Annotated in this window: 11 protein-coding genes and 1 pseudogene; 4 read left to right on the top strand and 8 right to left on the bottom strand. The window is 69.3% G+C overall.

Annotation, left to right across the window (positions count from 1 at the left end):
* Positions 1–827 precede the first annotated feature (827 nt).
* Positions 828–1,754 carry an alpha/beta hydrolase gene (locus ACIBVN_RS06015; protein ID WP_397133156.1) on the bottom strand — a complete coding sequence of 309 codons (927 nt, stop codon included), beginning with the start codon at positions 1,752–1,754 and terminating at the stop codon, positions 828–830.
* 297 nt (positions 1,755–2,051) lie between these two features.
* On the opposite strand from ACIBVN_RS06015, the gene ACIBVN_RS06010 reads away from it, so the two are divergent.
* Complete coding sequence (locus ACIBVN_RS06010; RefSeq protein ID WP_397133154.1) at positions 2,052–3,533, top strand: LCP family protein; 1,482 nt, start codon at positions 2,052–2,054, stop codon at positions 3,531–3,533.
* Positions 3,534–3,570: 37 nt separating this feature from the next.
* Here the strand turns inward: ACIBVN_RS06010 and ACIBVN_RS06005 are convergent, their stop codons facing one another.
* The 4 genes from ACIBVN_RS06005 to ACIBVN_RS05990 are packed head-to-tail and all read right to left on the bottom strand — an operon-like array spanning position 3,571 to position 6,875.
* Positions 3,571–4,518 carry an asparaginase gene (locus ACIBVN_RS06005; RefSeq protein ID WP_397133152.1) on the bottom strand — a complete coding sequence of 316 codons (948 nt, stop codon included), beginning with the start codon at positions 4,516–4,518 and terminating at the stop codon, positions 3,571–3,573.
* The gene (locus ACIBVN_RS06000; protein ID WP_349453211.1) at positions 4,511–5,326 is read right to left on the bottom strand and encodes an amino acid ABC transporter permease; all 816 of its coding nucleotides are present in this window, start codon (positions 5,324–5,326) and stop codon (positions 4,511–4,513) included. The genes ACIBVN_RS06005 and ACIBVN_RS06000 overlap by 8 nt, the downstream gene beginning before the upstream one ends.
* Positions 5,323–5,967 carry an amino acid ABC transporter permease gene (locus ACIBVN_RS05995; protein ID WP_397133150.1) on the bottom strand — a complete coding sequence of 215 codons (645 nt, stop codon included), beginning with the start codon at positions 5,965–5,967 and terminating at the stop codon, positions 5,323–5,325. The genes ACIBVN_RS06000 and ACIBVN_RS05995 overlap by 4 nt, the downstream gene beginning before the upstream one ends.
* A complete protein-coding gene (locus ACIBVN_RS05990; RefSeq protein ID WP_397133148.1) occupies positions 5,967–6,875 on the bottom strand; it encodes a glutamate ABC transporter substrate-binding protein in 909 nt (302 codons plus the stop codon). The genes ACIBVN_RS05995 and ACIBVN_RS05990 overlap by 1 nt, the downstream gene beginning before the upstream one ends.
* Before the next feature lie 106 nt (positions 6,876–6,981).
* Between ACIBVN_RS05990 and ACIBVN_RS05985 the strand changes: the two genes are divergently transcribed.
* Positions 6,982–8,127, top strand: a complete 1,146-nt coding sequence (locus ACIBVN_RS05985) for an ROK family transcriptional regulator (protein WP_397133146.1) — start codon at positions 6,982–6,984, stop codon at positions 8,125–8,127.
* Here the strand turns inward: ACIBVN_RS05985 and ACIBVN_RS05980 are convergent.
* Complete coding sequence (locus ACIBVN_RS05980) at positions 8,117–8,713, bottom strand: Uma2 family endonuclease (RefSeq protein WP_397133144.1); 597 nt, start codon at positions 8,711–8,713, stop codon at positions 8,117–8,119. The two genes, ACIBVN_RS05985 and ACIBVN_RS05980, sit on opposite strands and share 11 nt — an antisense overlap.
* Before the next feature lie 122 nt (positions 8,714–8,835).
* Here ACIBVN_RS05980 and ACIBVN_RS05975 point away from each other — a divergent pair, with 122 nt between their 5' ends.
* Both ACIBVN_RS05975 and ACIBVN_RS05970 read left to right on the top strand, forming a co-directional pair.
* Complete coding sequence (locus ACIBVN_RS05975) at positions 8,836–9,738, top strand: aminoglycoside phosphotransferase family protein (RefSeq protein ID WP_397133142.1); 903 nt, start codon at positions 8,836–8,838, stop codon at positions 9,736–9,738.
* A 148-nt stretch (positions 9,739–9,886) separates the two neighbouring features.
* The gene (locus ACIBVN_RS05970) at positions 9,887–10,483 is read left to right on the top strand and encodes a hypothetical protein (protein WP_397133140.1); all 597 of its coding nucleotides are present in this window, start codon (positions 9,887–9,889) and stop codon (positions 10,481–10,483) included.
* Between the two features lie 98 nt (positions 10,484–10,581).
* Here the strand turns inward: ACIBVN_RS05970 and ACIBVN_RS05965 are convergent.
* Positions 10,582–11,856 (bottom strand): annotated as a pseudogene (locus ACIBVN_RS05965) (hypothetical protein); the annotation flags it as partial.
* Positions 11,857–13,196: 1,340 nt separating this feature from the next.
* Positions 13,197–15,557 (bottom strand): xanthine dehydrogenase family protein molybdopterin-binding subunit, encoded by a 2,361-nt coding sequence (locus tag ACIBVN_RS05960; RefSeq protein ID WP_397133138.1) that lies wholly within the window; start codon positions 15,555–15,557, stop codon positions 13,197–13,199.
* Positions 15,558–15,565: the final 8 nt, after the last annotated feature.

Here is a 15,565-nt window from a genome sequence, read left to right as displayed (position 1 = left end):
GATCTGACTCCCAGCCGCGGGAGGTGTCATAGAGGCTGGGCACCGACAGCTGGGTTTTCGGTGCGACACGCTCAGGGGAGGCGGACGAGGACGGCTTCCCCGTGCCGGTCCGGGGTCCGTGCGACCCTCCCGAGTCATCGCTTCCCGCACCTCCTCCGCAGGAGGTGAGAAGGCCGACAGCCGCCATTGCCGCAAGTACGCACCTGGGCCGATTCACACGAATCCTCCATTCAGCAGAACGCATCGGTCGGTTCGACTGCCGAGATCGCCGCGAAGTTCGGCGACGTTCTCGACCTGAATAGGCCGTGGATCTGGCATGGTCGCTCTCATCAATTGCCTCCCGTACGAACGCGATCAATCCCTGATGGCTGTGACGCACTCGCCACTGGCCGGCCGCAGCACCTGAGCCAGTCGACGGTGCGCCGGTAGGCCTGATCTTCGGCCTTGAGCCCGGTGTGCCAGATGTACCTGTGTCCCCCGCCGCTCAGGTTCCAGGCTTCGGTCCAGTTCCAGACGGGCTTGTTGCCCCAGCAGTAGCCGTGGAACTTGGCGCCCTTCTTGGCACCCGGTAGCCAGAGCTGAGGCTCTTGCGCCTACGGATCTCATGACTGGAAATGTAGGTCTACAGGTGTTGAGGATATGTTGAGAATCCGTTGAGCTTCCTGGACTGGGCCGCACGCTCGAGGAAGACGCCGTCTACACAAGGCTCTAGACGCCTCCGGCCGCACCCGCGCCGACGGACTGGATGCGATGGCGGGCTCAGCCCACGCCATGCTCGGCCCGTCCTGGGCCGAACTCCTCACGGAGAGCCACGGGGGCAGACTCCGCTACCTGTCTTGGTCCGCCGAACGCGGACCAAGATACGCGTTCATCCAGCGGTCCAGCTCGGCGAACACCTGCTTGCGCACCGGCTCCGCCGACAGCACGAGATCGTGGATGCCGTCCGGGATGCGCACGCACGTGACGTGCGGACCCAGCGCGGTGGACCAGCGGGCGATGTGCTGCGGATCGAGCACGACGTCGGCGGAGCGGGCCTCCGGCACGAAGTCGCGTACCCGGAGCCCGTTGGCGGAGGCGAGCACGAGCACCGGCACGTCCACCGCGAGCCCCGCGTGCAGCCGCCGCTGCGCCCTGCGGATGGCGGCCAGCCACATGGCGTGCACGGAGAAGCCCTCCAGCGGCTTGAGCGTCAGGTCGTAGTCCCACTCGCCGCCCTCGCTGCGGTGCAGCGTCTGCCCGTAGACGGTGCTGATGCCCAGCGGGAGCGCCCTCATCGTGTACGACAGCGGCGTCTTGAGCAGGTCGGCGGCCAGGCGCAGCGGGGCGGGCACGTTCAGGTCGAAGAACGGGCTGTTGAGCGCCAGCCCCTGCACCAGCCCCCGGCCGCGGACCCGGTCGGCCCACAGGGAGGCGACGAGGCCGCCGGTGGAGTGGGCGTTGATCGTCAGCTCGTCGTGGTCCTGCCGGATCAGACGGACGGCCTCGTCGATCTCGGGGAAGTAGTCGGTGACGCTCCTGATCAGGCCCCTGGTCTGGTGCGGCAGCAAAGAGCGCCCGTACTTTCGCAGGTCGAGCGCGTAGAAGTCGATGCCGCGCTGGAAGTAGTGATCGGCCAGATGGTCCTGGAAGAAGTAGTCGGTGAACCCGTGCAGGTAGAGCACCGCCCTGCGGGATCCGACCTTCCTGGAGACCAGCGTCGCGACGACCTCGCCCTCGAAGTCGTCCGGCATGGGCAGCACGGTGATCTCGTACATGCTAGACACCATAGGGGCACATGTTAGACATCGTCGGCGTCGGCGAGGTCAAGCGACTCGATCAACTGCCCGCGCATTGCAAAGGTGACGGCGTTCAGCCGCTCCGGACGGTTCAATGTGACGGTGGCGATCTCGGAGATCACTGTTCGGCTACTGATGTTCATCCTCCGATAAAGACATATTTCGTATTTGGTGCATAGGCTGCCGCCTCTATTGATGCCTGAGGTGGGCCTCGCCTAGCGCTGGTAACGGCCTCGATCGGGCCTATGTGGTGGAGCTCGGGGAAACGGGGAAGGCGTGCGGCAGGCGAAGGAACCGGCGAGTGCAGGAGCGGTCCTCGGCTGGCTGGTGCTGGCGGCACTGGCGCCCGGGGCCGCTCATCTGCGTGCCGGTTGGCGCAAGACCGGCCTGGTCCTGCTCTCCTGCTACGTCGCCGGGCTGCTGGCGCTGCTCGCGCTGGCGCTGACCACCGACAACCTGATCGGCTCGCTGACCGAGAACTCCTGGCTGACGGCGATCCTGGTGGGCGCCGCCGTGCTGGGGGTGGCGTGGTTCGCCCTGATCGTGCACTCGTTCGTCGTGCTGCGGCCAGGGCGGCTGCCGCAGTCCGGGCAGATCCTCAGCGGCACGCTGGCCGGGCTGCTCGCCGTCGTGGTGGTGTTCCCGTTCGGCTGGCTGTCGCAGGCCGTGTGGACCTCGCGGCAGACGCTCAACGACATCTTCCAGGAGACGCCGTCCGACTCGCCGTCCGCCGCGGCGGCGGAGAAGCCGGAGGACCCGTGGGCGGGGCGGCAGCGGGTCAACATCCTGCTGCTCGGCGGCGACGCCGACGACCACAGGATCGGCGTGCGTACCGACAGCATGAACCTGGCCAGCGTCGATGTGAACACCGGCAACACCGTGCTGTTCAGCCTGCCGCGCAACCTGGAGAACGTACGCTTCCGCCCTGGCACCCCGATGGCGCAGCAGTTCCCCAACGGCTTCCGGCTCCCGACCGACCCCGGCGGCGGGCGCAGCGACCTGCTCAACAGCGTCTGGGAGTACGCCGACGCGCACCCGGAGATCTTCGGCGGCAAGCAGCACCAGGGCGCCAAGGTGCTGATGGACACGATCGGCTACACCCTCGGGGTCAAGGTCGACTGGTACGCCCTGGTCAACATGTGGGGGTTCGCCCGGCTCATCGACGCCATCGGCGGCATCACGATCACCGTCGAGCAGGACGTGGTGTTCGGCAAGTACAACGAGGGCCTGGTCAAGGCCGGCACGCGCAAGCTCAAGGGCGCCGACGCGATGTGGTACGCCCGCTCGCGCACCTACAGCGACGACTACACCCGGATGCGCCGCCAGCGCTGCGTGCTCGGCGCGCTGCTCGACCAGGCGGACCCGGCGACGGTGCTGTCCAGGTTCAACCGGATCGCGCTGGCCACCAAGGAGCTGATCAGGACCGACATCCCGCGGTCGATGCTCAAGAACCTGGTGCCGCTGGCGCTGAAGGTCAAGAACGCCAAGGTGACGAGCGTGCAGTTCGTGCCCCCGCTGATCAGCACCGGCTATCCCGACTGGGAGAAGATCCGCGTCATCGCCGACAAGGCGATGCGCGACTCGGCTCGTGGGAGCTCCCCGGTCGCCGCCTCCGCGAGCCCGTCACTCTCGCCATCCGCCACCGCCTCGCCCTCGCCGTCGCCCTCGTCTTCGCCCTCGCCGAAGAAGTCGGCCGTCAAGAAGAACGGCCAGAACCCGGCTAAGGGCCTCATGGAAGGCTGCGGCGGCCCACTCTGACCGACCGGATCAGGCCGGCCAGCGCGGACCGGCGGGATCACGCAGGCTTCGCGACGATCCGGCCCACCGGGACGCCGCCGCCCAGCACGTCCACCCGTTCGAAGGCCGCTGCCGGCGCGACGTCGCAGCCCATGCGGCGGAGCACCGCCAGCGCGATGGCCGTGGTGGCGCGGGGGCTGCCGTCGATGACCTTCACCGCGACCGAGTGGCCCGACTCCATGGCCACCACCAGCACCCCCTCGGCGCCTCCCTTCGCCAGGGCGCCGGGGAGGGCTCGCATCAGCTCGGTGTTCTGGTGGCCGGTCCCGCCCACGTACTCGGGTTGCGCGCGCATCGCGTCGGCGACCTGGCGTGGTGCGGTGCCCGGCGCGGCCAGGACCAGGCCTTGAACGGCCCGGGCCAGTCCGGTCAGCGACAGGCCGAACAAGGGCGCGCCGCAGCCGTCCACCGCCACGTGAGCGGCCTTCTCCCCCGCCAGTTCCTCGGTGACCGAACGCACCTGGAGCTGCAGGGGATGGTCGGCCGACAGGTACGAGGGCACGTCCCAGCCGTTGGCCACGGCGGCGGCGAGCATGGCGGCGTGCTTGCCCGAGCAGTTCATGCGCTCGCGGGAGGGCTCCGCGCCCTGCCGGATGAGCCCGTACATGGTGGGGCTGTCCTCGGGCCACGACGGCGGGCAGGCCAGCGCGCCGAAGTCCAGGCCGTAGTCCTCGAGGATCTCCTGCACCAGCCGCACGTGGAAGTCCTCGCCGGTGTGGCTGCCCGCCGCGATGGCCAGCCGCGGCCCGGCCAGGGCCGCGCCCGCGGTGAGGCAGGCCAGCGCCTGGAACGGCTTGGCGGACGAGCGCGGCAGCACCGGCGCATCCACCTTCCCGAGCCTCACCTCGGCACGCCCGGACGGGTCCAGGCCGACGGCGCTGCCGTAATGGACACTCTCCACGAAGCCGGAGCGGATGACCTCGGCTAGCGCGGCGTAGTCAGGCACGTGCGGCTCTCCTTCTCAGTGATGCTGACTGGCGGGCCTCCAGCGTGCGGGCCAGCTTGGACAGCGACGCGTTGACCACCAGGTAGACCAGCGCGACGACGAGGTACGTCTGGATGAGCAGGCCGTTGTAGGCGGCCAGGACCTTGCCGCTGTAGAGCAGCTCGCCGTAGCTGACGACGAATCCCAGCGAGGTGTCCTTGAGCAGGCCGACGGACTGGCTGACGATCGACGGCAGCACGCGGCGGATCGCCTGGGGCAGCACGATGAGGCGCATCGTCTGGAACCGGGTGAGCCCCACGGCCAGGCCCGCCTCGGTCTGGCCGCGTTCGACGGAGTTGATGCCGGCGCGGAAGATCTCGGCGAAGGCGGCCGCGTTCGACGCCGTCAGCGGCACGCACAACTTCCAGAACAGCGGCAGGTCCAGGCCGTAGCGCGGCAGCGCGAACAGCACCACGTACACCAGCAGCAGCGCCGGGATGACCCTGACCACCTCGACGTAGGCGGCGGCCGGGAGGCGCAACCACCGCCGGTCCGAGAGCCGTCCGAGTGCCAGGAGCAGGCCGAACGCCATGGACAGCGCCGCCGACACGACCGCCGCCAGGAACGTGGACCACAGACCTGTCAGGAGATATCGCCACATGGGCCAGGTCGCGTACGGCTGCCAGCGGGCGGCGTCGAGCTGCCCGTTCGCCGCGAACTGCCGCACCGCCAGAGCGACGAGCGCGACGGCGGCCAGCGTGCCGAGCACGGTCGCGACGCGGATGCGCCTGCGCGCCTTGGGCCCTGGCTCGTCGAAGAGCACCGTCATCGGAGGATCACCAGCCTGCGTTCGAGCCTGCCGGTGACGAACCCCGCCACCGAGGCGATCAGCGCGTACGCCAGGCCCGCCCCCACGAAGATCGGGATGGGCTGCGCCTCGATGAGGTTCACCCGGTTGGCGGCGGCCGTAAGGTCGACGACGCCGACCGCGGCGGCGAGCGCGGTGTTCATGGTGGTCGCGATGAAGATGTTGCCGAGCGGCTGGACGACCGTGCGCAGCGCCTGCGGCAGGATGACGTGCCTGAGCGACTGGCTGAACGTCAGCCCGATCGCCCGCGCCGCCTCGCCCTGCCCCTTGCCCACCGAGTTCACGCCGGAGCGCAGAGCCTCGCCGACGTACGCGGCCTCGTACACGGCGATGACCACGATGGCCGTGACCAGCGGCTCGGCCTTGACGCCGATCTCCGGCAGGCCGAAGAAGGCCAGGACGAGCAGCACGAGCAGCGGCAGGTTCTGGAACGCCTCCACGTACGCCGTGCCGATGGCGCGCAGCACCTTTACCGGGCTGACGCGCAGGGCGCACACCAGCGCCCCCAGCACCGCCGCGCCGGCGAACGACGCGGCGGTGAGCTGGAACGTCACGATCAGCCCCTGCCACAGCTCGGGCAGGTGATCGAGCAGTACGGACATCAGGACCCCGGCACGGAGCCGATCTGCGGCGGCTGGGGAGCCTCGCCCGTCACAACGGTGCCGATGGACTTCTTCCAGATCCCCTGCCAGACACCGGCATCCTGGGTCTTCTTCAGCCAGTCGTTGAGGAACTTCTTGAACTGGTCGTCACCGTGCTTGAGCCCGATCCCGTACGGGTCCACGGTGAACGGCTTGGTGACGATCTCGATCGACGGATCCTTCTGGGCGTTCGCGATCAGGAGCGTCTCGTCCTGCACGTAAGCCACGCCCCGGTCCTGCTTGAGCGCCTGCATGCACTCGGGGTCGCTGCCGAACGTGATGATCTCCGCCTGCGGCGCCAGCTTCTTGATCGCGGGGATGGCCGGGGTGTTCGCGCCCGCCAGGACCTTCTTGCCGTTCAGGTCCTCCGGCTTGGCGATGCCCGAAGTGCCCTTCTTCACGGCGATGGTGAGCCCCGAGGTGTAGTACGGGCCCGCGAACGACACCTGCTTCGCCCGCTCCTCCGTGATCGTGTACGTCTGGAAGACCACGTCCACGGTGCCGTTGGCCAGCAGCGCCTCCCTGGTCTCCGACGCGGAGTTGACGATCTTCACCTTGGGCTCGCCCAGGATGTACTTGGCCAGCGCCTTGCCCATGTCCGCATCGAACCCCTCGACCTCGCCGGTCACGGGATTCTGCTGGGAGAGCAGAGGCGCGTCCAGCGAGCCGCCCACGAGGAGCTCACCGCGCTTCTTGATCTTCTCCATGGTCGAGCCGGGCAGGATGTCGGCCGCCGCCGCGACGGGTGCCTTGGCGAGCACGTCGGCGCCCTTCTGGGACGGCTCCCCGGGCACGGCGGGGCTGCTCGACTCACCACAGGCCGCCAGCCCTAAGACCGAGGCGGCGACAACGGCGACAAGTCTCTTCATGAACGGTCACTTCCTTCGATTTCGAAGATAGGCCGGACCGTAGTGGGTGATTTCGTAGCAAGTCAATACGTTGTCGTCGTAAGTCCGGACATGGTAGGTATCTCACATGAATCAGCGGCTGCCCGTGCAGGGGGCACAGGGCGACCTGCTGCGACTCGTCGCCACCGGCAAGGCCGAGTCACGCGCCGACCTGGCCCGCTTATCGGGCCTGGCCGCGTCCAGCGTGTCGCTGCGCGTGGAGGAGCTCATCGACGCGGGCCTGCTCGCCGAGGAGGGCTCGGGCACCTCCCGTGGCGGCCGCCGCCCCCGCCGCCTCCGCCTGTCCCCGGACGCCGGCGTCCTGGCCGTCGCCGATCTGGGCGCCCACCACGTACGGCTCGGCCTCCTGGACCTCAGCGGCACGCCGCTCGTGATCGAGGAACGCGGCTGCGAGATAGCCGACGGCCCGCAGCTCACCCTGGACCGCATCGCGGACGCGTTCGACGAGCTGCTGGCCGCCCACGTCCCCTCCTCCGTCCCGCTCAGGGGGGTCGGCACCGGCATCCCGGGCCCGGTGGACCCGTCCAGCCAGCGCGTGGTGACCCCGTCCCGCATGCCCGGCTGGAACGGCTTCCCGGTCGCCGACCACCTGGCCACCCGCTACGACCTGCCGATCCTCGTGGAGAACGACGCCAACCTGATGGCGGCGGGCGAGGCGAGGTGGTGGCCGGCCAGCGAGAACCTCATGGTCGTCAAGGCCGGCACGGGCATAGGCTGCGGCGTCATCGTCAACGGCCACCTGCACCGGGGACGGGGCGCGGCCGGCGACATCAGCCACGTGCGGGTCCGCTCGGACTCCTCGATCGTGTGCGCCTGCGGCCACCCGGACTGCCTGGAGGCGTACGCGAGCGGCGCCGCCCTGATGTCGGCCCTGCAGGAGTCCGGCCTCGAGGTGAGCCGCCCGGCGGACATCGTCACCCTGGTCGACGACGCCATCCCGGAGGCCACCAGCCTGGTCCGCACGGCCGGCCGCCGCATCGGCGAGGTCCTGACCGTCCTGGTGAACTTCTTCAACCCGGACGTGGTGGTGGTGGGCGGCAGCCTGTCGGCGGCGGAACCGCTGATCACCTCGATCAGGGCCGCCGTCTGGGAACGTTGTCTCCCGCTTGCCACGAGAGACCTGGAGATCGCCCCGGCGCGGGCGGGGCGGGACGCGGCGCTGCTCGGCGCGGGCACCCTCCTCCTGGAGGCCGCCCTGAAGGTCACATCTTGAAGATCGAGGTGTCCAGCTCGAAGTCGACAGGGGCGGGCAGCATGATCGGTGCGCCGATCTGCTCGGTGATCGCCACTTGATAGGCGTCATCTTTGATCTCGCTGAACACGGTCACGCTCGGCTCGTCGGCGATCGGATCGATCAGCACGTAGATGGGCACTCTGCCCAGCGCGTAGGTTCGTCGCTTCTCCACGCGGTCTGTGTAGACGCTGCTGGGTGACACCACCTCCGCCACCATGACCACCCCAGACGCCAACAGCTCCCATTTGCCCCACCGGGGGCAGTCGCTAGGGGCTAGGACATAGTCCGGCGCGGGAGAGTCTCGTGGCCCTTCCACGCAGATGTTCAGGCCCATCGCTCCCCGCCATCCTCGCTGCTTTAGCAGCGGCGAGAGGGCGTTGTGCAGCTCTGTGGCCATCCAGGCGTGCTCTGGACTGCCCATAGGACTCACAAGCATCTTCCCTTCGATGACCTCAACCCGGAGATCCGGGATGGGGGGTAGGGCATCGAACAGCTCACGAGCGGTCATCCCTGTACGCGTGAGCTTCGCGTAGGTGGATTCCGTCTGGTGCTTCTCTTCCGTCATGGCGACCATGACATCTTTCCCTTCGTGTTCGAACGGACACTCTAAGTATCCAATCTTCAAGGAGCGTCCGCCACCAAAAACCAATTGCCGTAACGGGCGCGGCCGGTCGAGGATGGGCGGCGATGAGCAGGACGAAGATGCACGCCGACGAGGTCCAGACCGACACCGAGCTCGTTCGCCGGCTGCTCGCGGGACAGTTCCCGCAGTGGGCCGGACTGCGGATCGAACCCGTCGACTCCTACGGCACAGACCACGACATCTACCGACTCGGCGACCACCTGTCCGTGCGCATGCCGCGCATCGCCTGGGCCACCGACCAGGCGGCCAAGGAGGCGCGGTGGCTGCCGAAACTGGCACCGCACCTGCCGCTGGCCGTTCCGGTGCAGCTGGCGATGGGTGATCCGGCCGAGGGCTATCCCTTCAGATGGTCCGTGTACGAATGGCTGCCCGGCGCGAACGCCAACGGCACGATCGCGGACCTGGAGCAGGCGGCCGTCGATCTCGCCGCGTTCGTGAAGGCGCTGCGGAAGGTCGACCAGACCGGAGCACATCCGCGTCCCCGCGGCGCTCGCGGCGGTCCGCTGACCGAAGGGGACGAGTTCGTCCGCCGGTCGATCGCCCAGCTCGGCGACCGCATCGACGGCGCCGCGGCCCTGCGCTCATGGGAGGAGTCGCTCGACGCGCCCGCGTGGGACGACCCGGAGGTCTGGGTGCACGGCGACCTGCTGCCAGGCAACCTGCTCGTGGTCGACGGCCGCCTGTCGGCGATCATCGACTTCGGCGGGCTCAACGTGGGCGACCCCGCCTGCGACCTCCAGCCGGCGTGGAACGTGTTCGCGGGCGAGAGCCGCCGGCGTTTCCGTGCCGAGCTGAGCGTCGACGACGCGTCGTGGCTGCGCGGCCGCGGCTGGGCGCTCTCCCAGGCCGTGAACGCGCTGGCCTACTACTGGGACACCAACCCGGGGATGATCCGCCAGGCCTCCAACGCGCTGGCACAGGTCCTCGCCGAGAACCCGAAACCCTGAGCCCGGGAGCCTGCCCGAGAACCGGAACCCCAGAATGCCGTCCGGAGTCGAGGAACCACGAGCAGGTCGCCCAGTCTCGCATCGTGCGATGCGAGGGCGATCCCATCCGCAGCCGCACGGCTCCCGGCGGGCGGTTCAGCATCTTGACATGCCGACGGCTGAGTGGATCAATTACGGACTTGTGCGCATCCTTGCCGGAACACTGGTGGTCGCCACCATGGTCGCCGGGTGCTCGAGCGACCCCGTCGACGCGGCACCACCGGTCGCGCTCGCGCTCCCGTCCGCCACGGCCGCGAGCCCCGAGCCGCGTGTGGAGACCTTAACTCCTTCGCCGCGGGCGACGCCGAGCCCGGCGCCGCTGACCCTCGATCAGGCGGCCCGGCGTTATCTGGGCATCGTGCGACCGTACAACATCGCGCTCGAGCGACTCGAGCAGGCGATCAACGGCAGCCAGTCTGTCGCGGTGCTACGCCGCCGAGCAGCGCAGGTCGCCACCTCGAACAGGACGCAGATCGGCCAGTTGACCGACACCGCCTGGCCCAGGGCGCTGCGCGGGCCGATGCGGCAGCTCAAGGCCGAATCGCTCAAGGCGCAACGGCACTGGCTCCTGGCCGCGCGTGCCCGTGACCGCGACGCGCTCATCCAGGAGGTGCTGAACGCCGCCCGCCACGACGGGAAACCGGCGGTGGGAAAGATCCGTACCCTGCTCCACCTGGAGCAGTACGACGAAGACGACTACTCATGATCGTCCCGTGCCCCTGCGCGCATTCGACTGGCCCCAGGCCGGGGGGTCGCCCTGAATCGGATGGACTGACGCGAACGCGAGCAGGGCGGGACCGGCGCCTAATGAGGGCTCCGCAGCTCCCGGTACGCCTCACGAAGCTCTCTTGCTTCGGGGATGTGACGTTCTTCGATGGCGTTGATCACTTCACGCGCTCTCCAGTGGTGGGACGGAACCAGAGACTCACTCGTCAGGGCGGCGAGTGTGACCTGTCCCGCCTCGTCCGGCTGATCGGCAGCGAGCAGGGATAGAGCGAGATCAAGGCGCGCCGTGACCGTCCTTCGCGGCCGGGCCAACCCCTCCGCGGCGGACTCCAGGCGGGCCAGCACCTGCCGGGCGTACCGCTCGGCGGCCGGATCTCCGAGCCAGGAAAGCGTCGTGGCGACGTAGGCGTCTCTCTTGGAGGGGTCGTACCGGTAGTGGTGCTCTGGATGGGTGGGCATCTGCAAGGGGTCCACCAGGCGGTCAACCCGGTGCAGCGCGTCACGGGTTTCCGGCCCGGCACCGAACCGTGCCCATATCCGACCTTCCTGCGCGGTCGCCTGGATGTAGACAGAACTACCGCGCGGTGCGATCCTCTGAGCCCCCTGCGCCAGGGTCAGCGCATGGCGGTAGTCGCCGGTGGTGACCGCCTGCCATGCCTCGGTCTCCAGGCACCATGCCGCGATCTCGGAATGCCCAGCATGGTCGGCCAGTTGGGAGGCCGTCTGCAGCCACGTTGTGGCGGCCGGGAACTGGCGCAGATCGATATGGCAGGTGGAGGCAAGAAGTGAAAGCCAGCCACCCACCGTGAGAAGGCGCCGATGCTCGTGGAGCGTCTTCTTCGCATCGAAAAGCCGGGAGACATACGACAGGTGCCGGCGTATGCGTCCAAGCAGTTCCGCTGGTGGAGTCACCGGATATGCCATCGCGAGGTCGTCGACGGCCGCCTCCAATCGCTCAAGCGTCTCGGCTCCGACATCGCTGGCAGCCACCCGGCGGGCCAATTCCAACGCCCCGATCTCGTCATCGCCAGATGAGGCGTCACGGATGACACGATCAGGGTTCGTACCGAACAGCTCGGTTTCCTCCATCCCGAAGACCCGGCAGTAGAGCACCCGGTACGGATCCTTGGGCTGATGCCTGCCCGCCTCCCAATCTTTGATCATCCGGGTTAGCGATTCCCGCTCGGGGAGCCGGTCGCGGGTCCAGGGGTCGAGGCCGAGGCTTAGGTCGTCGAGGGCGCCGTTGTAGGTGTCGAGGTTGAGGAATCGGTTGAGGCCCGGGTTGTAGTCGCGGAACCCCATGTCGTACATGCCGGTGGAGTTGTCCCAGCGCTTGGCGTTGAAGCGGTAGGGGTTGTACTCCTCCTTGGCGGTGGGGTCGACGGGGTCGGGCTTGTCGACGTTCGGGCCGACGACTTCACCTACCGACGGTCAAGGTCACTGTCGGTAAACACAGCAGGTCACCTCGGCCCGACCGCCGGCTGAGGCATGAGCGACTCCCAGAAAACTCACAGCAATCACTGAGGCACAGCAAGCCCCCTCGACACCACGAAGGCCGGTGCGGGCCAGCGGTTCCTCGTGGGCTCTTGACCGGTGTGACCATCTATGTGTAGATCGAAAAGGTTTGCCGCTGCCCACCCCGCACCCCCAGGAGGACAACCCATGCCCGCGGCCGGAACACCCGCACGGTGACGACCCAGCCTCGCGAGACGATGACGGTGCAGCGGCGCAGCCGTGGACAGGCGATCCGAATCGCCACCGTGCTGGCCGGCTTCCTCCAGCTCGTCCTCGCCGCCCTCCTGATCGGCATCCCCGCCGGCTCCCCCACCCTGGACGAAGTGCCCGCCCCCAAAGGCGACACCACCACGCCATCCCCGGCGGCCCTGGCCGCCCACGCCACCGCCACACCGGTCAGACCGACGCCACACGCGCACCCGGCCACCGGCCCCACCGCTGGTGCCCCACGTAGGACCCCCACCGCACGGCCAAGCCGCGCCACACCGCCCGCTGCGGCCCCCATAACTCCGGCGCGACAAAAGCGAGAAACCGCGGCCGTTGATGCTCCCAAGACAACGAAATCCGCCACCAGCGAAATACCATCGCCGTCACCCAGTGCGTCTCCGGAACCGAGGCGGCAGCATACTCCGCCTGGCCAAACCCTGGAACCACCGAAACAAGTGGAGCAATCACCGCAGGGGTCCAAAGATGAGCACCCTGCTCAGCAGGCAAACACTCCGCCGGGCCAGACGCAGAAATAACATTGCCACGGCACAATTGGCAGGATTTGCGGCACCGCCGCTGGTGCCGCGCTCGGCGCCGCGGCCAGCAGTGATGGTGCCACGGTAAACACCATCGCGAACGCTCGATCTGGAAGGCTTTGATGGATTATCGCTACCTTGCAAGTTCGACATAAATACTGGCGAAGAACTTGCCTCATCTACAAAGTGGCATGCTCTCGCTCGATGGATGCCCGAAAGGCATCCCGGTCCGGGGTGGGCTCCGCAGGCCAAGCCGGTAACCAGTCAACGGGCGGGCTCCGATTGGACGCCGGAGGCGTCGTCGCGCCGGAGGCGCGCCTTAATGAAAAGCGCCTGAGCCACGAGCGCGGAGCGCTCCTGCGGCGAAGCCCCTTTGTTCGGGGCGGGTGTCAGCAGGCCCACCACCCAGATGGGCAACGGGTGGGTGGCTTCGGCTCACCTACTGGCTGCCCATACGGCCGCCGGGGTCAAGGGCATGTCGATGTGGTCCACGTCGAGGGCGTCGCAGACGGCGTTCACGATGGCGGGTGGGATGCCGATGCAGCCGGCCTCGCCTGCGCCCTTGGCGCCCAGAGGTGTGTTGGGGTTGGGGGTGGTGGTCTGCAGGAGGGTGATCGGGGGCATGTCGGCGGCGGTCGGGAGGAGGTAGTCCAGGAGCGTCGTGGCGTACGGCAGGCCGTTCTCGCCTATGACCGCCTGCTCGTACAGGGCCTGGCCGAGGCCCTGGGCGATCGAGCCGTGGCTCTGGCCGCTGACGATCATGGGGTTGACGACCACGCCGTAGTCGTCGACCGCCACCAGCTGGTGCACGTGTACGGTGCCGAGGTCCGGGTCCACCTCCACGACGGCGACGTGCGCGCCGTACGGGAAGGCCTGCGGTGGGGCGACGATCTCGTCGGCACGTAGGGGGCCGGTGCGGGCGACCAGTTCGCCGATGGGCAGCCCCGGCAGCGGCCCCGCCGCGACACCGGCCGTAAAGGCTTCCGCTCCTGGGCTGAGCGCGAAGGCCTCCCCCTCGAAGCCGGCCACAAAGGCCTCCGCCTCGAAGCCGGCCGCGACGTCCTCCGCCTCCGGTCCCGGCGCCCCGGGGACAGGCTCCTCGTCCACCTGGCGGCGGGCGCACGTGTCGCCTCCCACCACCAGGCGGCCCGCCGCGTACGAGACCTCCTCCTCCCCCACCCCGAGGAGCTCCGCGCAGCGGCGGCGGGCCGTGGCGACGAGGGACTCGGCGGCGCGCCACAGCGCCGCCCCGCCCACCTGCATGGAGCGGCTGCCGAACGTGGCGAAGCCGTAGGGCACCTCGCCGGTGTCGCCCTCGACGACGCGGACCCGGTCGACGTCCACGTCCAGGACCGAGGCCACTACCTGCGCGAACGCGGTGAAGTGCCCCTGCCCGGTCGAGGTCGAGCCGACGCGGGCGATGAACGTGCCGTCCGGGCAGGCCTGCACGCTGCCGAACTCGTCGCTGTCCGGCGGGCCGCCCGAGCGTTCGACGTACGTGGCGATGCCCACGCCGATCGGCGGCTCGCCCTCCTCGCGGCGGCGGGCCTGCTCGGCGCGGACCTCGTCGTAGCCGACGGCGGCGAGGGCCTTGTCGAGCGCGGCGGCGTAGTCGCCAGAGTCGTAGGTGCGACCGGTCGGCGTCAGGTACGGGTACTGGCCGGGGCGGATGAAGTTGCGGCGGCGCAGCTCGGCCGGGTCCATGCCGAGCCGGTGGGCCAGCCGGTCCACGGTGCGTTCGAGGGCGTAGGCGGCCTCCGGGCGGCCCGCGCCGCGGTAGGAGGTGGTCGGGGCGGTGTTGGTGAGCACGCAACGCACCCGGGTGTGCACCCGTGGGGTGCGGTACGCGCCGGTGCTCATGGCCCCGGTCATCATGGGGACGAAGGCGCCTGTGTGCGGGTACGCGCCGATGTCGGCGTCTATCAGGAGTTCGTACGCGAGGAAGGCGCCGTCCTCGTCGGCCGCCAGCCGTACCCGCTGGGTCTGGCCGCGACCGCGCGGGCCGGCCAGCATGGCCTCGGCGCGGTCCTCGCACCAGCGGAGCGGCCGGCGCAGGTGTATGGCCAGCAGGGCAGCGACCACGTACTCCGGGCAGGTCTGGCTCTTGGCGCCGAACGCGCCGCCGGTGGCCGGGACGATCACCCGGATCCGGTCGCTGTCGAGGCCGAGCGCCGCCGCGAGCGAGTCGCGCAGCCGGTGCTGGGCCTGGTGCGAGGCGTACACGGTGAGGCGGCCGTCGCGCCCCGGGTCGACCAGTACGGCCCTCGGCTCCAGGGACGTGGGGAGCAGGAGCTGCTCGCGGTAGGCGGCCTCGACCACGACCGGGGCGCTCGCGAACACGTCGTCGGCCGGCGCGCCGAAAGTGCGCTCGACCGCCACATCGTCACGGCCGGCACCGGGGGCGAGGGTGAAGGGCAGTGGTTCGAGGTTCAGGCGGACGGCTTCGGCGCCGTCCTCGGCTTGGGCGCGCGTACCGGCGGCGACCACGGCGAGCGCCTCGCCCGGGTAGCGGACGCGGCCGGTGGCGAGCAGCGGCCACGACGGCACGCCGTCCTCGCCCGGCATGTCATGGGCGGCGAGGTACGGCAGGTCGCCGGCGGACCACGCGCCCGCCACCCCCTCCTCCTTGAGCGCGGCCGCGACGTCGACCCCGCGGATCAGCGCGTGCGGAACCGGGCTACGGGTGAAGGCTAGCTCGAGCGTGCCGGGGAGCTCCAGATCGGCGACCCTGCGTGCCTGGCCGGTGACCAGGTCGCGATCCTCACGCCGCGCGAGCGGCATCCCGATGTACCGCAATGTTTGGA

Origin of the sequence: Nonomuraea sp. NPDC049400 (assembly GCF_044466425.1) — a bacterium.
GTDB lineage: Bacteria > Actinomycetota > Actinomycetes > Streptosporangiales > Streptosporangiaceae > Nonomuraea.
Note: the sequence above shows the minus strand (reverse complement) of the source record. Positions and strands in the feature narration are given on the sequence as shown.